Raw genomic sequence first — 16,121 nt, forward strand, 5'->3', positions numbered from 1 at the left:
AGCCGCCGGTTAATTTAGCGTTCTTTTACTTCGCCGAACGCCCGTAACCGTTGCCTGACGTTCCGTTTCGATCGCCGCATACCGTTTGAGGAACGCGTTTTGCGCCCAGGTCACCGAGCGCGGCGTGAAATCGAAGCGGGCGGCATTGAAGCCGCGCGGCCGGCCGAAGAATTCGGTCGCCTCGGCGGTCGAAAAGCCGGCAAGCAGCGTTGCCTCGAAATAGGCGGCGATCTGATCGGCGCGCTTGATTTCCTTGCGCAGGCCCGCACCCGGTTCGACCGGCAGCGAAAAGCGCAGATGGATGGCGCGCTGCAGCCTGAGTTCGCAATCCTTGTAGCTGCCGCCCATCACCGATTTGAATGGTGAGATCATGTCGCCGATGACATATTCCGGCGCGTCGTGCAGCAAAGCCGCCAGCCGCGCGTCGGCCGGGGCGTCCGGCACCAGCTCGCCGAAAAGCGCTTCGACCAGCAGCGAATGCTGGGCGACGGAAAAGGCGTGGTCGCCGCTGGTCTGGCCGTTCCAGCGGGCGACGCGGGCAAGCCCATGGGCGATGTCCGAAATCTCGATGTCGAGCGGCGAAGGGTCGAGCAGATCGAGCCGCCGGCCCGACAGCATCCGCTGCCAGGCGCGCGGCGGCGCGCCGGCACGGTCGGCCGCCATCAGGCCTCCTCCGTGCCGACGGATTCCTGCGGGCCAACGGTTTCCAGCGGAAAAGTGAATTTCGCCCAGGCGGGGATGGTGAGCGACACGGTGACGTCATCCGCCATGATCGGCTGGCCGGCGTCGAGCGCCGCCTTGATGCGGTCGATACGGGCTATGGCGAGGCCCGTCGTTACGGCGGTGGAGCCAAGCGTGCCGACCGGCCGGCCGGCAACTGTCAGTTCCGTGCCAGGGGCGGGCAGGGGCCGTTCGGCCGAAACGATCAGCACCCGCCGTCTGGCGGTGCCGCGATGCTGCATGCGCGAGACCACTTCCTGGCCGACATAGCAGCCCTTCCTGAAGCCGACGCCGCCGATCTCGTCGAGCAGCACATCATGCGGGAAGGCATCGCCGAGCTGATAGTCGCTGCCACTTTCAGCAATGCCCTGGGCGATGCGCAGAGCTTGCCATGCGGCCGGGTCGCCGACCTCGGCCGTGCCGCCATAAAGGCGGCTGACGGCCGCGTCGAGGAACCGTGCATCGGCAACCGGCGTTGAATCAAGTTGCGAAGTGGTTGAATCATCTCCCCACGCAACGGTGACAACCCCCTGATCGGCCTTGGCAATCTCGACTTTGGCGCGCAATTTGTAGAGCATCAGCCGGCGGATGAAATCGCCCGATATATCGGCGCGGCATTCGAGGCGGAAGGCATTCTCGCCAGCGCGCGAGATCAGGAAGTCGAACAGAATCTTGCCTTGCGGCGTCAGCAAGGCGCCGGGCTTTGCTTCGCCGGCAGCCAATGCGTCGAGGTCTGTGGTCAGAATGTTCTGCAAAAAGCTTTCAGCATCCGGGCCTGACACGGAAACGAGTGCGCGGTCTTTCAACTGGGCAAAGGACATGGGCGGAAAAAGAACCTGATCTTGCAAAACGGTCGGCCATTACGTAAGCCGCTGACACTCCCCCCGCAAGAGACCGGATCAGCATGGCCACGACCTACGACCTCATCCTGACAGGCGGCACGGTGGTCAACCACGATGGTGAGGGCCGGCGCGACATAGGCATCAATGGCGGGCGCATCGCCGCCATCGGCGATCTCGGCCAGTCCTCCGCCGGCGAGACGGTCGACTGTCGCGGCCTGCATATCCTGCCGGGCGTCGTTGACAGCCAGGTGCATTTCCGCGAGCCGGGGCTTGAGCACAAGGAAGATTTGGAAACAGGCTCGCGGGCAGCGGTGCTGGGCGGCGTCACCGCCGTGTTCGAGATGCCCAACACCAACCCGCTGACCACCAGCGAAGCAGCCCTCGCCGACAAGGTTCAACGCGCCACCGGGCGCATGCATTGCGACTTTGCCTTCTGGGTCGGCGGCACCCGCGAGAATGCCAATGACGCCGGCGATCTTGAACGGCTGGCGGGCGCGGCCGGGATAAAAGTGTTCATGGGCTCGTCCACCGGCGACCTGTTGGTCGAGGACGACGAGGGCGTCGCCTCGATTTTGAGGAATACGCGCCGTCGCGCCGCCTTCCATTCCGAGGACGAATTCCGGCTGCGCGAGCGGCTCGGCGAACGCATCGAGGGCGATCCGTCCTCGCACCCGGTGTGGCGCGACGAGATCGCGGCACTGCGCTGCACCGAGCGCCTGGTGCGCATAGCGCGCCAGGTTCGCGCCCGCATCCACGTGTTGCACGTCTCGACCGCCGAGGAGATCGCCTTCCTCGAGCAGCACAAGGATGTCGCGACCTGCGAGGCGACGCCGCATCATCTGACGCTGAGCGCGGATGATTACGCGCGGCTTGGCACGCTGATCCAGATGAATCCGCCGGTGCGGGCAGTGCGCCACCGCGACGGCATCTGGCACGGCATTGCGCAAGGTATCGTCGATGTGCTGGGCTCCGATCACGCCCCGCATACGCTTGCCGAGAAGGCGAAACCCTATCCGGCCTCGCCGTCGGGCATGACCGGCGTGCAGACGCTGGTGCCGATCATGCTGGATCATGTCAATGCCGGCCGGCTGACGTTGCAGCGTTTCGTCGACCTGTCCAGCCACGGTCCGCAGCGCATCTTCGGCATGGCCAGGAAAGGCCGCATCGCGGCCGGTTACGACGCCGATTTCACGGTTGTCGATTTGAAGCGCCGTGAGACCATCACCAATGCGCAGGCTGGCTCGAAGGCCGGCTGGACTCCTTATGACGGCAGGCAAGTAACCGGCTGGCCGGTCGGCACCGTCGTGCGCGGCCGGCGCGTGATGTGGGAAGGCGAGATCGTCACCCCCGGACAGGGCAGGGCGGTGGAGTTTTCCGAAGCGCTGGCGGGTTAGGCACCCTTCAAGGACGCTTCACGTCTTTGATTCCTGGGCGTTCTGCATTATGTTCAGGCCGTTATGAATACAAATGCAGTGACAATGATTATTCCAGCCGAGTTTCCGCAGTTGCAGGCGCTAGCCTGGAACCGCGACGCCGCGCGCCCGATCCCGGCCGAAGAAGCATTTGCACTGTACGAGCGCAATTGGCGTTTTGTCGATCAAACGCGCCTTACCGCACGTGAAAAGCAGCTTATACAGAGTCTGGCCGCCGAATTCGGTCACGGGGTTCTTCTGGTCGCAGGCTGAAATCCTTTCTTTCTTCTCCTGATCTTTCTTCTCGCATCCACGATATCAAACAGGACACACCGCGAGCGGAAGTCATGAGGGAATTCAAAAGGTCTGAGCATCGCATCATCACTGAAGCCCTCGGGCTGATGGATCGTGATTTTCTGATCGCTACCCAATGCTGGTTTGGCGGCGGGACGGCGATTGTGCTGAAACTGGGCGAATATCGCCGGTCTCTGGATATCGACTTTCTGTGCGCCAGCGCCGGCGGTTACCGCGAACTGAGGACGTCAGCCGTCGAACATGGCGTCAGGGCGTTCTTTCCCGAACCCGTCGAGCCCGTCCGGGATTTCCTGATCGATCAATATGGCCTGAGGACTGTCGTGCGTTTGAAGGGACAACTGATCAAATTCGAAGTCGTGCGCGAAGGCCGCATCTCCTTGCAAGGCCATTTCGATGCCGATCTGAACGTGCCTGCCCTGGTCCCGGCCGATATGTTTGCCGAGAAGCTGCTGGCAAACGCCGATCGATGTCAGGACCGCGCAGTGGCATATCGCGACGCCATCGATCTTGGAATGCTGGTCAACGCCTATGGCGAAATCCCGATCGACGCTCTTGTGAAGACGCAAGCTGCCTATGGACCGGATATCCGGCGCAAGGCCGCATGGGTTGCGAACAGGCTCCAGGACGCGGACGAACTGCGTTACGCCGCCGAGGCCTTACAGATGGAGGCCGGCGCGGCGCGCAATGCCATTTCGGCCTTTCGAAAAGAGGCCATTCGCATTTGGCCGGAGGCGGGCATCGGCAAGGATTCTGCCAACCCGAGCAACTAGTATTCCGCCGGCCCTCAGTCTCCAGCGACGAAGAACGCCCACTGTCCATCCGGCGTGATGCCGACGCGGTAGAAGATGTAGGCGCCGAACTGCTTCATGCTGTCATAGTCGCCGGCGGTGACGATCTTGAACAGCTCGACCCGCTGCCTGGCGTCGAGCTTGTCCAGTGGCAGCGCGAAGAAATACGGCCAGACATAGAGGTCCTGCGGTGTGCCGGCATCGACATGGACATAGCCGGCATTGAGCACCTCTTCCATGATGGCGAGGATCTCCTGGCCTTCCGTGTCGCCCGAAAGACCCTTCAGGAAGGTGATCGGGTCGCCTTCGATCTCGCTCAACGACAATTGGGTCATCGTGTCGCCCTTGCCAATCAGCGGCCGGAGCCTTTCGATATCGCCACTCTTGCAGGCCTCGACGATCAGGTCGTGCATGCGCCTGACCGGCTCCGGCAGCTTGCCGAGATCGTAGACGACCTCGGGCAAGGGTTCATCCGGATCGGCACGCGGGTTGGCCATGCCACCATCGTCCGCTGGCCCCTCCGGGTCGACCTGTTCCGGCTCGCCGGGCGGCGTCGGCTGGCTGCCCGCGGGCGGCGTCGTGCCGGGCGGGTCGGGCATCGGCACCGCAGTTCCGGGCGGCGACATGTCGTCGTCGGGGGGCGGCGCGACCGGAGAAGGAAGGTCCTCGCGCTTGATTTCACTCAGCGCATAAGCGGCGCTGCCCGCGAGGCAGAGCGCTAGCGGAACCGCGGCGCAAAAAACAGCGACCCGGATGCTGAGGACCAAGCCACGCGGCTGGCCCGACATCGAAAAATTCACGGCTTGCCTCTCCAAAGAGCCTGATGCGGGTTCAGTGCCGCAACCGTCCTGGTTCGAAGGCCCCGGCTATCACCTTTTCACGCATGCGGTCGAGCAGGGCAAGGGCCGAGGTTTCGCCATTGGCGCGCAGCATTTCGCCGAACGCGGTTTCGAGGGCCGCCTCGGCGATGATTTCCGGCTCGATTCCGGCCGAAAGCCCTTCTGCCCAGGCCTCGCTGTGGCTTTCCACGGCGGTCAGGCGCTTCTCTTCCCTGACCAGCGCGTCGATGTCGTTGACGCCATGTTCCATTGCGATGTCCACCCTTTTCAAGCGACGATCCGACAGGTGCGGATCAGGCTTGGGCTTTCCATTTTTACACGCAGGCTAAGTAAGTACTTGTAAATACGACATTTCTGGGGTCGCCTTCGACAAGGTCGATAGCGTTTTGCAAACCTGCGTTCGATCCGACCTAAACTTAGCCGATTAGGCCGGTGAGGGGGACGAAAACCTTCAGTTTGAGTTAATTCCACATCCGCGCGATAACGTTTCGTTAATGCTGTTGCAGAAGCGCAACACAAGGATTGCACTAAGACGTCGCCGGACACAAGCCGGGAGGTGGCAAGGTCAGTTGCCGTAGCGCGAGGCGATGTCGCGTGACAGCGTCTCGCCTTCCTTCATGTAGCGGCTGATGGCTTCCGTCGCCGAAGCGGTGCACTGCGTGTAGCTGCCGCTGAAGGAGCGGTAGCCGCGGTTGAAGCTGGCGATAAAGCGGGCGCGCCGCTCCGGGTCGGGATTTTCCGACGCGATCAGCTTTTCCATCTCGACCCGCCACTGGTCGCCCTTTTCGCCGCACAGATTGCGCAGGAAATGCAGCGATCCAAGCACCTCCGCCAGCCGCATCAGTCCGGGCTCGAACGGCGATTCGGCGGCCACAGCCGGCCGCGCCCCGATTGCCGTGCTGGCGGCGAGGCAAGCTGCGAGGAAAAACACGGCGCGGATCATAAGTCTTTGTGGCGAAACAATTTGCTGCCCGCAAGGCGATTTTGGAGGTTTACGCCCCTGCTTTCCTGAGCAATTCGTCGGCAACGGCAAACACCGAAGCGGCAAGCGGCAGCGCCCTCATTTCGCTGAGCGTATAGAAGGCGGCGGTCTCGGCGTCGTCGCTGGCCACGGGCTCGCCGCCGGCATAAGTGGCGGCGAACACCGTCAGCAGATAGTCGACTGGGTGCCCGTCGTTGCTGCCGTCGATGTGGATTTCCCGAAGGGGGCGGTAGTTGTGCGCCTGCAAGCCGGTTTCTTCCTGCAACTCGCGTCGCGCGGCTTCTTCCAACGTCTCGCCGGCCTCGACCTTGCCGCCCGGAAACGCATAAAAGCCTTGCGAAGGCTGCCGCGCCCGCTTGACCAGCAGCACCGTGTCGCCGCGGACTATGGCGACCGAGACAGCCGGGAGTATCCTACGCACTTCGTCCATGACTCTCCGTTCGACCGCTGCATCACCTTGTGGACCAGCCGGCGGTGAACAGCTTTAGCGGTTGCGCGACGTCGGTTCCATCGTCACCGTCAGATGACACCAATTCGAAGAGCTTAGTTCATGTGCGGACGTTTTGCCTTGACCGCCACACCCGACCAGACCGCCGCCTTTCTGGGGCTGGCGGAGCTGGAGGATTTTCCGGCGCGCTACAACATCGCACCGGCGCAGCCGGTGCTGATGGCGGTCGCCGGTTTGCCGCAGGCGCCGGGCTCGAACCTTCCCGACCGGCAGCCGATGCTGGTGCGCTGGGGGCTGATCCCGGCCTGGGTGAAGGACACACGCGCGTTTCCGCTGCTATTCAACGCCCGCTCGGAGGGAGCAACGGAAAAAGCCTCGTTTCGCACCGCCATGCGCCATCGCCGCGCTTTGGTGCCGGCTTCCGGCTTCTATGAATGGCATCAATCAGGCGGCAGGAGGGGCCAGCCCTATTGGGTGCGGCCGAAGCATGGCGGGCTTGTCGCTTTCGCCGGGCTGATCGAGACCTATGCCGAGCCTGGCGGATCGGAAATGGACACCGGCGCCATCCTGACCGTCAACGCCAATGCCGACATCGCCCACATCCACGACCGTATGCCGGTGGTGATCGATCCTCGCGATTTCGCCCGCTGGCTGGATTGCCGCACGCTGGAGCCGCGCGACGTGGCCGATCTGCTCAGACCGGCACAACTCGACTTCTTCGAGGCTGTCCCGGTTTCCGACCTCGTCAACAAGGTTGGCAACACCGGACCGGAGATTCAGGAGAGGGGCGTCGTGGGGCCGGAGCCCGAGAAGGCCAGGCGCCAGAAGCCCGGCGCGGACGACAGTCAGATGACCTTGTTTTAGCAGTATCTACTATTTTCCTGAGGCGCTTCAGCGCCTTCATTGCCGGCGCCCATTTACTGGCGACCGGCTGGCCGGACGTCAGGCAGCGCGCGGCGATATGATCTTTTGCACCGGCTTTTTCTTCTTCGCCGTGTGGAGAAGGGCGGCGACGATCGCGGCCGGGCCGATCGCCCGATATTGGCTGGCAAGCGCCGGTTGCTTGGCGCCGCTGGGTTCCTGCTTGGTTCGGGGCATTTCTCTCTTCCCTGGGTAAGGTCTTCGTGTCCGCGTTTGCTGGTCGAATCCGACCAAATCGTGACACCTGCTGACCTAGCCGACGAATGTTTCATGACTGTGCCGAGATGTTTAATAAAATGTTTCGGTGCGTCATTACCTGTGATCCAGCGACGCTTTTGCCTGATGTGCGACTTGACGGCAACAGTAGGTGAGGCGATAAAGCCGCTTATGAGAACGTCTTTCGCCATTTGTGGCATTTGCATTATTGGCTAGCTTCGCGCTGGTCCGGACGTTTTCGCCTATCTTCCTTCTAGAGTGGACAAACGCCCCGGCCAGCAGGCTGGAGCCTGATTTGCGTCTCGGCGCAAGCAAGGCTCCAGCTCAAACAAGAGTATCGGACCGGGAAGGCACGGAATGTCTGACGCACCGAAGGGCCTGCGCCTCTACAACACGCTGACGCGGACAAAGGAGGATTTCTTCCCGATCGATCCGCGCAATGTGCGCATGTATGTCTGCGGTCCGACGGTCTACGACTTTGCCCATATCGGCAACGCGCGGCCGGTGATCGTTTTCGACGTGCTGTTCCGTCTGCTGCGCCTTCTCTACGGGCAAGCGCACGTCACCTATGTGCGCAACATCACGGATGTCGATGACAAGATCAACGCCCGCGCCCTGCGCGATTTCGGCGGCGAGATCGCCTCGGGAAAGCTGTCGCTGAACGAGGCGATCCGTCGGGTCACCGAAAAGACCGCCGACCAGTTCCACAAGGACGTGGCGACGCTCGGCTGCCTGAAGCCGACGGTCGAGCCGCGCGCCACCGAATTCGTCGAGCCTAGGCCCGACGGCAAGGCCGACATGATCTCCTTGATTCAACGCTTGATCGAACGCGGCCATGCCTATGTCGCGGCAGGCGAAGTTCTGTTCGACACAGTCTCGATGCCGGACTACGGCCAGTTGTCGAAGCGCCAACTCGACGAGCAGCAGGCCGGCGCCCGCGTCGCCGTCGATGCACACAAGAAAAACCCTGGCGATTTCGTGCTGTGGAAGCTGTCCTCGCCGGAAGAGCCGGGCTGGGACAGCCCGTGGGGCAGGGGCAGGCCGGGCTGGCACATCGAGTGCTCTGCGATGTCGGCCGCCTATCTCGGCGAGGTCTTCGACATCCATGGCGGCGGCCTCGACCTGATCTTCCCGCACCACGAGAACGAGATCGCCCAGTCGCGTTGCGCCCACGGCACTGACGTGATGGCCAAGGTGTGGATGCATAACGGCTTCCTGCAGGTCGAGGGACAGAAGATGTCCAAGAGCCTGGGCAATTTCTTGACGATAGATCAGATCCTGAATTCTGAACTACACTTTGCGATGTTCGAACTCGAACCTTCCATGGCGCAACAGGAGGTGGCTCGCAGATGGAATGGGCTGGGTATGAGACTTGCTATGCTCCAGACCCACTACCGAAGCCCAATAGATTGGACGTCGTCACGTTTTGAGCTCGCACGTTCAGAAGTCATAGAATGGCACGAGAAGCTGAAGGAGATTAACTTCCAGCCAGGCCTTGGCTACGACAATGTGCCTGAAGTAGTGCAGGCGCTAAAAGACGACTTGAACGTGTCTGAGGCACTCGCTCTGGTTCGACAATTCGCAAGAGGCAGTCAACATCGGCAACTGGGGGAGGCGTTAGAGCTAATTGGGCTCTTCGACGCCGACCTAATGGGGCGCTATGATCTTCTGGTGTCACAACTTGACGCCCCTATCAATCGCCGAGTCGAGGAACGCCTCGCGCTCATCGCCGCGAAGAACTGGGCCGAGGCCGACCGCATCCGCGACGAGTTGTTGGCGCAAGGTATTCAGCTAAAGGACGGCAAGGACCCCGTCACCGGCGAACGTGTGACGACCTGGGAGGTGAAGCGGTGAGGGTGGCGCCAAGCACCCCCTCTGCCCTGCCGGGCATCTCCCCCTCAAGGGGGAGATTGGCAGCTTCGCTGGAGGCGTCCGATCATCAACGTAGGTGATTGGCGAAAGCCGAAGTGCCGTCCAATCTCCCCCTTGAGGGGGAGATGTCCGGCAGGACAGAGGGGGGCGAACTGCGATGACTCACTATCCAGTGCCTCCGAACAACCGCCGCAATGCGCGCAAGATGCGCAAGGCAATGACCGACGCCGAACTGAAGCTCTGGAATGAGATCAGGGCTCACCGGCTCATGGGATTGGCGTTTCGTCGCCAGATGCCGATCGCCGGTTACATCGTCGACTTCGCCTGTCCAGCCAAAAAGCTGATTGTCGAACTGGACGGCTCCCAGCACGCCCAGACCGAAGCTTTGGAGGTCGACGCCGTGAGGAGCGCGAAGCTTGAAGCGCTGGGCTGGACCATCCTGCGCTTCTGGAACGATGACGTCATCCGCGATATCGACAATGTCTGCCAGCACATCGTGATTGAAGCAGGCTTGGCCGGCGCTGAAATGCCGGCGCGCGAACCAGCAAGGGAGGCAGTCCCATGATCGATCATCTCGGCATCACCGTTTCCGATTTCGACGCGTCGAAGGCCTTCTACGACAAGGCGATGGCGCCGCTTGGTGCCTCGCTGCTTTACATGGTGCCGCAGGAGTACACCGGCGGCGCCAAGGTCGGCGGCTATGGCCGTGACCGGCCGGTGTTTTGGCTGCATGCCGGCAAGGACAAGCCGAAGGACCGCCAGCACGTCGCCTTCACCGCGCGCAGCCGCGCCGAGGTCGATGCCTTCCATGCCGCAGCCATCGCCGCCGGCGGCAAGGACAATGGCGGGCCGGGCCTGCGTCCGCACTATCATGCGAACTACTACGGCGCCTTCGTCTTCGATCCCGACGGCAACAATATCGAAGCCGTCTGCCACGCCCCGGAGTGAAGTCATGAGCCTCGACAACAGACCGGTTTACACAGGCGGCTGCCAGTGCGGCGCCGTGCGTTTCCGCGTCGAAGGCGCACTGGGTGACGCCTCCGTCTGCCATTGCCGCATGTGCCAGAAGGCGAGCGGCAATTTCTACCTGCCGCTGGTGTCCGTGCGTGGCGCAAAACTCGACTGGACGCGCGGCGAGCCCAAACGCTTCCGTTCCTCCAACGCCGCATGGCGTGGTTTTTGCGCTGATTGCGGCACGCCGCTGACCTTCGAGGCGCCCGACGGCATCGCGCTTGCCATCGCCGCCTTCGACGCTCCGCAGGAGATCGCGCCGACCATCCAGTGGGGCACCGAGGCAAAGCTCCCCTATGTGGATCACATCCACGACTTGCCGGGCGAGGACACGATGGCCGACATCTCGTCGGCCTCCTATCTTGCCGATCTCGTCTCTTATCAGCACCCCGACCACGACACAGAGCAATGGCCGCCGGAGGAAAGATCATGACCGAGACCGTTCGAACCGGCGGCTGCCAGTGCGGCGCCGTGCGCTTCCGCATCCGCGGGGCGCTCGGACGCCCGTCCATCTGTCATTGCCGTATGTGCCAGAAGCAGTTCGGTTCCTTCTTCGGCGCGCTGGTGACGGTGCCCAAGGACGGCGTCGAATGGGTGCGCGAGGAGCCGAGCTATTTCCAATCATCGGTCAACATCGATCGCGGCTTCTGCGCTCGCTGCGGCACGCCACTGACCTACCGGCAGCCCGGCGGGCTCGAGATCGCCATCGGCGCTTTTGACGACCGCTCCGACCTCGCACCACAGATCCAGGTCAATTACGCCGCCCGGCTGCCGTGGGTGGAGAAGATCTTCGGCGCGCCGATCCACGACGATCCCGATTACTACACCCGGCAGGAATCGATCATCTCCTTCCAGCATCCGGATCACGAGACGGCCAACTGGCCGCAGCAAGGCCTGAAATTATGAGCAGTGAACTCCGCGCCCTCTATCCCGAGATCGAGGCCTTCGAGTCCGGCATGCTGGACGTTGGCGACGGCCATCAGGTCTATTGGGAGCGCTCCGGCACCAGGGGCGCAAAACCGGCGGTGTTCCTGCATGGCGGACCGGGCGGCACCATATCGCCTAAGCACCGGCGGCTGTTCGACCCGAAGCTTTACGACGTCATCCTGTTCGACCAGCGCGGCTGCGGAAAATCGACGCCCAATGCCGCGCTCGAGGCTAACACCACCTGGCACCTGGTCGCCGACATCGAGCGCCTGCGCGACATGTGCGGCTTCGACAAATGGCTGGTGTTCGGCGGCTCGTGGGGTTCGACGCTGGCGCTGGCCTATGCCGAGACGCATCCCGAGCGGGTCAGCGAACTGGTGGTGCGCGGCATCTACACGCTGACGCGCGCGGAACTCGAATGGTACTACCAGTTCGGCGTCTCGGAAATGTTCCCCGACAAGTGGGAGCGCTTCCTGGCGCCGATCCCGGAGGCCGAGCGCGGCGACATGATGGCCGCCTACCGCAAGCGGCTGGTCGGCAGCGATCGCAAGGCACAAATCGAGGCGGCCCGCGCCTGGAGCCTGTGGGAAGGCGAGACGATCACGCTGTTGCCCGAGCCCGAAACCAGCGGCCCGTTTGGCGAGGACGACTACGCCGTCGCCTTCGCCCGTATCGAGAACCACTATTTCGTCCACGCCGGCTGGCTGGAGGAGGGGCAAGTGCTGCGCGACGCCTTCAAGCTCAGGGATATCCCCGGCACCATCGTCCACGGCCGCTACGACATGCCGTGCCCGGCCCGCTATGCCTGGGCGCTGCACAAGGCGTGGCCGAAGGCGGATTTCCACCTGATCGAGGGCGCCGGCCACGCCTATTCGGAGCCGGGCGTCCTCGACCGGCTGATCCGGGCGACGGATAAGTTTGCGGGGAAGGTTTAACTGATGCGCGGCGATCCTTCCCACCCCCCTCTGTCCTGCCGGACATCTCCCCCGCAAGGGGGGAGATTGGATGTCGCCGTCGCTTTCGCTAATCGCCGGCGTTGCAGAAAGAGCGCCGTCGGCAAAGCTGCCAATCTCCCCCCAAGTGGGCGAGATGTCCGGCAGGACAGAGGGGGGCGCGAAGGATCGCGGCATTTCGGACCACAACCATGACAAAACACCGCCTCTACCTCTTCGACACGACACTGCGCGATGGCCAGCAGACGCCGGGTATCGACTTTTCCGTCGAGGACAAGATCGCCATCGCCAAGCTGCTCGACGAATTCGGCATCGACTATGTCGAGGGCGGCTATCCCGGCGCCAACCCGACCGACACAGCCTTCTTTGCCGAGCACCGCACGGTGAGCGCGAAGTTCGTCGCTTTCGGCATGACCAAGCGGGCAGGGGTGTCGGCTTCGAACGATCCCGGCCTTGCCGCATTGGTCCAGTCGAAATCGGACGCCATCTGCTTCGTGGCCAAGAGCTGGGACTACCATGTCCGCGTCGCGCTGGGCTGCACCAACGAGGAGAACCTCGAGGCGATCAAGGCCTCGGTCGAGGCGGCGGTCAGCGCCGGCAAGGAGGCCATGGTCGACTGCGAGCATTTCTTCGACGGCTTCAAGGCCAATCCGGACTACGCGCTGGCCTGCGCCAAGACCGCCCATGACGCCGGCGCGCGCTGGGTGGTGCTGTGCGACACCAATGGCGGCACGCAGCCGTCGGAAGTGCGCGCCATCGTCGAGAAGGTCATCGCGGCGGGCATTCCCGGCGACCATCTCGGCATCCATGCCCATGACGACACCGGCCAGGCGGTGGCGAATTCGCTGGCCGCCGTCGAGGCCGGCGTGCGCCAAATACAGGGCACGCTGAACGGCATCGGCGAGCGCTGCGGCAACGCCAACCTGATCTCGATCGTGCCGACGCTGGCGTTGAAGCCGGCTTTCGCCGACCGCTTCGAAACGGGCATTTCGGCCGAGGCGCTGGCCGGCATATCGCGGCTTTCCCGCGCCTTCGACGAACTGCTGAACCGTGCGCCGGAAGCGCAGGCGCCCTATGTCGGCGCTTCCGCCTTCGCCACCAAGGCCGGCATCCATGCCTCGGCGCTGGCCAAGGAGCCGGCGACCTACGAGCATGTAGAGCCGCAAGCGGTCGGCAACCGCCGCCGCGTCATGGTCTCGGACCAGGGCGGCAAGGCCAACTTCCTCGCCGAGCTGAAACGGCGCGGCATCGACGTACCGAAGGACGACCATCGGCTCGACGCGCTGATATCAGTGGTCAAGGAACGCGAGGCCGAGGGCTACGCCTATGAGGGCGCCGACGCCAGCTTCGAGCTGCTGGCGCGCAAGATGCTGCACGGCCTGCCGGAGTTCTTCAGCGTCACCTCGTTTCGCTGCATGGTCGAGCGCCGCTTCGACGCCAATGGCCAGCTGAAGACGGTCTCCGAGGCGATCGTCAAGGTGCTGGTCGACGGCGAGGAGAAGATGTCGGTGGCCGAAGGCCACGGCCCGGTCAACGCGCTCGACATCGCACTGCGCAAGGACCTCGGCAAATTCCAGAACGAGATCGCCGACCTCGAGCTTGCCGACTTCAAGGTGCGTATCCTGAACGGCGGCACCGAGGCCATCACCCGTGTTCTGGTCGAATCGCACGATTCCACCGGCGCGCGCTGGTGGACGGTCGGCGTGTCGGAAAACATTATTGACGCTTCGTTCCAGGCGCTGATGGATTCGATCGTCTACAAGCTGATGAAGAACCGCGAGATGGCTGGGTTGGTCGCGGCGGAGTAGGTTGCTGCTCTTTGCCCCTACGACCAGGGGCGAGGAACCTAGTTTTGTGAAGGCAACCGCCGTTGAACCATCAGCGAAAGTCCATTGATCCATCAGAACTTTGCGATGGTCTTGGCGCGGCGGCTGGCGCATAGCGTTGGGCCATGGCCACGCAAGCAGTTCAGCTCGAAGCGCACTCGAAGGCCCGGCGTGGCTTCCTGCTGGCGCTGGGCGCATATCTCCTGTGGGGATTGCTGCCCTTCTACATGAAGGCGGTGGCACACCTGCCGCTGGCCGAAGTCATCGCGCACCGCATCCTCTGGTCGGTGCCGATCGCGGCTGCCGTTTTGATCTGGGCCGGCCGCACTGCGGATTTCAAAACGGCGTTACGCTCGCCGCGCACGATTTCGATGGCCGCGCTGACGGCGGCGCTGATCTCGGTCAACTGGGGCATCTATGTCTGGGCGATCGCGGTCGACCGCACCGTCGAGACCGCGCTTGGCTACTACATCAACCCGCTGGTCAACGTCGTGGTCGGCGCGCTGCTGCTCGGCGAGCGGCTCGACCGGCTGCAGATCGCGGCAGTGGCGCTGGCCACGGTCGCGGTCACTGTGCTGACGGTCGAGGGCGGCAAGCTGCCCTGGGTGTCGCTGGCGCTTGCCTTTTCCTTCGCCGCCTATGCCTTCTTCCGCAAGACGCTGCCGATCGGGCCGAGCCAGGGCTTCCTGCTCGAGGTGCTTTTGCTGTCGGTGCCGGCGCTCGGCTACATCATCTTCCTCATCGCCACCGGGCAGGACCATTTCGTCTCCGGCAATGCGACCGACACCGCGCTGCTGATCGGCTGCGGCCCGATCACGGCGGTGCCGCTGCTGCTGTTTGCCTTCGGCGCCAGGCTCTTGCGGCTCTCCACCATCGGCATCATGCAGTATATTGCGCCGACCATCGTGTTCCTGATCGCCGTGCTGATTTTCGGCGAACCCTTCGGCAGCACCCAGGCTGTCGCCTTCGGGCTGATCTGGACGGCGCTGGCGATCTACTCCTGGTCGATGTTTTCTTCGGCGCGCAGGGCCGGCGCTACATCCCGCGCCCCAGCCGCCTGACGAACAGATAGACGACCGCCGCCACAACCAGCGATATCGCCGACGCCACCCAGAAGCCCACCGGCGTGTCGACCAGGGGCAGGCCGCCGACATTCATGCCGAACAGGCCGGAGATGATCGTCATCGGCAACAGCACCGCCGTCATCACCGACAGCATGTAGAGCAACTGGTTCGACTGCGTCGTCAGCTTGGCCATCAACTCGTCCTGCAAAAGCCGGGCGCGCGCCTGCAATTGTTCGCCGTCATGGTGCAATGTATGGGCGCGGTGCGAAAGCCGTGCCGCCATGTCGTTGATCGCATCCGGCAAATCGTCGCGATGCGAATGGTCGAGATGGCGGAACAGGCTGGTCAGCGTCGCCATCTGCCGATGGATCACCACTAGTTGCCGGCGCGCATCGACCAGCGCCTGCCGCTCATTGTGCCATGCATCGCAGACGATGCGGTCCTCGACGCCGTCGAGCGCGTCGCCAAGGCCACCGAGTTCCGTCGCCATGCCGTCGAGCGACTGGCCCATGACGGCCTCGATCAGTTCGGCCGGAGAGCGGAACTTGCGCGACCCGCTGTCGATCGCCTTGCGGATATTGTCGACTGACCGCAGCGGCTGCTTGCGGCCGCCGATCAGTATCGTGCCGTTGAAGGCAAAGCGGAAATGGCCGAGCCCGCGCGCCTCCGCCGAATAGTCGTGGCGCAGGTCCGGCAGGTCGCCATACAGCCAGTCGCTCTCAAGGTCGATATGGCAGCCATGGCCGGCCGACAGGAAGGCGTCGCGCACCGGCGGCGGCAGCACAGGCTCGGTGGCAATCTCGTGGCGGGCGCGCATGTCGGAAAGCTGGTAGCTGCGCCATGTCCAGTGCGTTGCGGCCGGGTCTTTTGTTCGCGCGCCTTCGGCGGTGAAATGATAGACGAAGAACAGCCCATGTTCGTCGGGCAGATAAGGCGACAGATCGCTGCCTTCCGGGTCAAGAGCGATGTTCATAGTCGCTTGGCC

The 16,121-nt window shown here is 63.3% G+C and carries 20 protein-coding genes; 12 read left to right on the forward strand and 8 right to left on the reverse strand.

Going from position 1 to position 16,121, the window contains the following annotated elements:
• Positions 1 to 9 precede the first annotated feature (9 nt).
• Positions 10 to 663, reverse strand: coding sequence for an HD family hydrolase (locus EJ066_RS18845; RefSeq protein WP_126040514.1), 654 nt, complete (start codon positions 661 to 663; stop codon positions 10 to 12).
• A complete protein-coding gene (locus EJ066_RS18850; RefSeq protein WP_126040516.1) occupies positions 663 to 1,541 on the reverse strand; it encodes a folate-binding protein YgfZ in 879 nt (292 codons plus the stop codon). Before EJ066_RS18850 ends, EJ066_RS18845 begins: the two co-directional genes overlap by 1 nt.
• 83 nt (positions 1,542 to 1,624) lie before the next feature.
• Here EJ066_RS18850 and EJ066_RS18855 point away from each other — a divergent pair, with 83 nt between their 5' ends.
• From EJ066_RS18855 to EJ066_RS18865, 3 genes are all read left to right on the forward strand, one after another.
• Positions 1,625 to 2,956 (forward strand): dihydroorotase, encoded by a 1,332-nt coding sequence (locus tag EJ066_RS18855; RefSeq protein ID WP_126040518.1) that lies wholly within the window; start codon positions 1,625 to 1,627, stop codon positions 2,954 to 2,956.
• Between the two features lie 84 nt (positions 2,957 to 3,040).
• Entirely contained in the window at positions 3,041 to 3,247 is a 207-nt protein-coding gene (locus EJ066_RS18860; RefSeq protein ID WP_245454941.1) for a hypothetical protein, read from the forward strand.
• Between the two features lie 74 nt (positions 3,248 to 3,321).
• Positions 3,322 to 4,059 carry a nucleotidyl transferase AbiEii/AbiGii toxin family protein gene (locus EJ066_RS18865; protein WP_126040524.1) on the forward strand — a complete coding sequence of 246 codons (738 nt, stop codon included), beginning with the start codon at positions 3,322 to 3,324 and terminating at the stop codon, positions 4,057 to 4,059.
• A 14-nt stretch (positions 4,060 to 4,073) separates the two neighbouring features.
• Here the strand turns inward: EJ066_RS18865 and EJ066_RS18870 are convergent, their stop codons facing one another.
• The 4 genes from EJ066_RS18870 to EJ066_RS18885 form a co-directional block, all read right to left on the reverse strand.
• Positions 4,074 to 4,877, reverse strand: coding sequence for a hypothetical protein (locus tag EJ066_RS18870; RefSeq protein WP_189644309.1), 804 nt, complete (start codon positions 4,875 to 4,877; stop codon positions 4,074 to 4,076).
• 31 nt (positions 4,878 to 4,908) lie between these two features.
• A complete protein-coding gene (locus EJ066_RS18875) occupies positions 4,909 to 5,166 on the reverse strand; it encodes a hypothetical protein (protein ID WP_077381793.1) in 258 nt (85 codons plus the stop codon).
• Positions 5,167 to 5,481: 315 nt separating this feature from the next.
• A complete protein-coding gene (locus EJ066_RS18880; RefSeq protein ID WP_126040526.1) occupies positions 5,482 to 5,859 on the reverse strand; it encodes a TIGR02301 family protein in 378 nt (125 codons plus the stop codon).
• Between the two features lie 49 nt (positions 5,860 to 5,908).
• Positions 5,909 to 6,328: an NUDIX hydrolase gene (locus EJ066_RS18885; RefSeq protein ID WP_126040529.1), complete on the reverse strand. Its 420-nt coding sequence runs from the start codon at positions 6,326 to 6,328 to the stop codon at positions 5,909 to 5,911.
• Between the two features lie 120 nt (positions 6,329 to 6,448).
• On the opposite strand from EJ066_RS18885, the gene EJ066_RS18890 reads away from it, so the two are divergent.
• The gene (locus EJ066_RS18890; protein ID WP_126040532.1) at positions 6,449 to 7,210 is read left to right on the forward strand and encodes an SOS response-associated peptidase; all 762 of its coding nucleotides are present in this window, start codon (positions 6,449 to 6,451) and stop codon (positions 7,208 to 7,210) included.
• Between the two features lie 78 nt (positions 7,211 to 7,288).
• Here the strand turns inward: EJ066_RS18890 and EJ066_RS18895 are convergent, their stop codons facing one another.
• A complete protein-coding gene (locus tag EJ066_RS18895; protein ID WP_126040534.1) occupies positions 7,289 to 7,444 on the reverse strand; it encodes a hypothetical protein in 156 nt (51 codons plus the stop codon).
• 396 nt (positions 7,445 to 7,840) lie between these two features.
• On the opposite strand from EJ066_RS18895, the gene cysS reads away from it, so the two are divergent.
• The 8 genes from cysS (at position 7,841) to rarD (ending at position 15,133) form a co-directional block, all read left to right on the forward strand.
• Positions 7,841 to 9,337, forward strand: a complete 1,497-nt coding sequence (cysS, locus tag EJ066_RS18900; RefSeq protein ID WP_126040536.1) for a cysteine--tRNA ligase — start codon at positions 7,841 to 7,843, stop codon at positions 9,335 to 9,337.
• A gap of 175 nt (positions 9,338 to 9,512) precedes the next feature.
• Entirely contained in the window at positions 9,513 to 9,920 is a 408-nt protein-coding gene (locus tag EJ066_RS18905) for a DUF559 domain-containing protein (RefSeq protein ID WP_126040538.1), read from the forward strand.
• Positions 9,917 to 10,303: a VOC family protein gene (locus tag EJ066_RS18910; protein WP_126040540.1), complete on the forward strand. Its 387-nt coding sequence runs from the start codon at positions 9,917 to 9,919 to the stop codon at positions 10,301 to 10,303. The genes EJ066_RS18905 and EJ066_RS18910 overlap by 4 nt, the downstream gene beginning before the upstream one ends.
• Positions 10,304 to 10,307: 4 nt before the next feature.
• Positions 10,308 to 10,799 carry a GFA family protein gene (locus EJ066_RS18915; RefSeq protein WP_126040542.1) on the forward strand — a complete coding sequence of 164 codons (492 nt, stop codon included), beginning with the start codon at positions 10,308 to 10,310 and terminating at the stop codon, positions 10,797 to 10,799.
• A complete protein-coding gene (locus EJ066_RS18920) occupies positions 10,796 to 11,272 on the forward strand; it encodes a GFA family protein (RefSeq protein ID WP_126040544.1) in 477 nt (158 codons plus the stop codon). The genes EJ066_RS18915 and EJ066_RS18920 overlap by 4 nt, the downstream gene beginning before the upstream one ends.
• Positions 11,269 to 12,228 carry a prolyl aminopeptidase gene (gene pip, locus EJ066_RS18925; RefSeq protein ID WP_126040546.1) on the forward strand — a complete coding sequence of 320 codons (960 nt, stop codon included), beginning with the start codon at positions 11,269 to 11,271 and terminating at the stop codon, positions 12,226 to 12,228. Before EJ066_RS18920 ends, pip begins: the two co-directional genes overlap by 4 nt.
• A 209-nt stretch (positions 12,229 to 12,437) precedes the next feature.
• Positions 12,438 to 14,054 (forward strand): citramalate synthase, encoded by a 1,617-nt coding sequence (gene cimA / locus EJ066_RS18935; protein ID WP_126040548.1) that lies wholly within the window; start codon positions 12,438 to 12,440, stop codon positions 14,052 to 14,054.
• Positions 14,055 to 14,197: 143 nt separating this feature from the next.
• Entirely contained in the window at positions 14,198 to 15,133 is a 936-nt protein-coding gene (rarD, locus tag EJ066_RS18940) for an EamA family transporter RarD (RefSeq protein ID WP_126040550.1), read from the forward strand.
• Here the strand turns inward: rarD and EJ066_RS18945 are convergent.
• Positions 15,108 to 16,109 carry a transporter gene (locus EJ066_RS18945; protein WP_126040552.1) on the reverse strand — a complete coding sequence of 334 codons (1,002 nt, stop codon included), beginning with the start codon at positions 16,107 to 16,109 and terminating at the stop codon, positions 15,108 to 15,110. The genes rarD and EJ066_RS18945 overlap by 26 nt on opposite strands.
• Between the last annotated feature and the right edge of the window lie 12 nt (positions 16,110 to 16,121).

Origin of the sequence: Mesorhizobium sp. M9A.F.Ca.ET.002.03.1.2 (genome assembly GCF_003952365.1) — a bacterium.
GTDB lineage: Bacteria > Pseudomonadota > Alphaproteobacteria > Rhizobiales > Rhizobiaceae > Mesorhizobium.

Coding starts and splice junctions, on each gene's coding strand:
- EJ066_RS18845 (WP_126040514.1), bottom strand. CDS start 663: ATGGCGGCCGACCGTGCCGGCGCGCCGCCGCGCGCCTGGCAGCGGATG.
- EJ066_RS18850 (WP_126040516.1), bottom strand. CDS start 1,541: ATGTCCTTTGCCCAGTTGAAAGACCGCGCACTCGTTTCCGTGTCAGGC.
- EJ066_RS18855 (WP_126040518.1), top strand. CDS start 1,625: ATGGCCACGACCTACGACCTCATCCTGACAGGCGGCACGGTGGTCAAC.
- EJ066_RS18860 (WP_245454941.1), top strand. CDS start 3,041: ATGATTATTCCAGCCGAGTTTCCGCAGTTGCAGGCGCTAGCCTGGAAC.
- EJ066_RS18865 (WP_126040524.1), top strand. CDS start 3,322: ATGAGGGAATTCAAAAGGTCTGAGCATCGCATCATCACTGAAGCCCTC.
- EJ066_RS18875 (WP_077381793.1), bottom strand. CDS start 5,166: ATGGAACATGGCGTCAACGACATCGACGCGCTGGTCAGGGAAGAGAAG.
- EJ066_RS18880 (WP_126040526.1), bottom strand. CDS start 5,859: ATGATCCGCGCCGTGTTTTTCCTCGCAGCTTGCCTCGCCGCCAGCACG.
- EJ066_RS18885 (WP_126040529.1), bottom strand. CDS start 6,328: ATGGACGAAGTGCGTAGGATACTCCCGGCTGTCTCGGTCGCCATAGTC.
- EJ066_RS18890 (WP_126040532.1), top strand. CDS start 6,449: ATGTGCGGACGTTTTGCCTTGACCGCCACACCCGACCAGACCGCCGCC.
- EJ066_RS18895 (WP_126040534.1), bottom strand. CDS start 7,444: ATGCCCCGAACCAAGCAGGAACCCAGCGGCGCCAAGCAACCGGCGCTT.
- cysS (WP_126040536.1), top strand. CDS start 7,841: ATGTCTGACGCACCGAAGGGCCTGCGCCTCTACAACACGCTGACGCGG.
- EJ066_RS18905 (WP_126040538.1), top strand. CDS start 9,513: ATGACTCACTATCCAGTGCCTCCGAACAACCGCCGCAATGCGCGCAAG.
- EJ066_RS18910 (WP_126040540.1), top strand. CDS start 9,917: ATGATCGATCATCTCGGCATCACCGTTTCCGATTTCGACGCGTCGAAG.
- EJ066_RS18915 (WP_126040542.1), top strand. CDS start 10,308: ATGAGCCTCGACAACAGACCGGTTTACACAGGCGGCTGCCAGTGCGGC.
- EJ066_RS18920 (WP_126040544.1), top strand. CDS start 10,796: ATGACCGAGACCGTTCGAACCGGCGGCTGCCAGTGCGGCGCCGTGCGC.
- pip (WP_126040546.1), top strand. CDS start 11,269: ATGAGCAGTGAACTCCGCGCCCTCTATCCCGAGATCGAGGCCTTCGAG.
- cimA (WP_126040548.1), top strand. CDS start 12,438: ATGACAAAACACCGCCTCTACCTCTTCGACACGACACTGCGCGATGGC.
- rarD (WP_126040550.1), top strand. CDS start 14,198: ATGGCCACGCAAGCAGTTCAGCTCGAAGCGCACTCGAAGGCCCGGCGT.
- EJ066_RS18945 (WP_126040552.1), bottom strand. CDS start 16,109: ATGAACATCGCTCTTGACCCGGAAGGCAGCGATCTGTCGCCTTATCTG.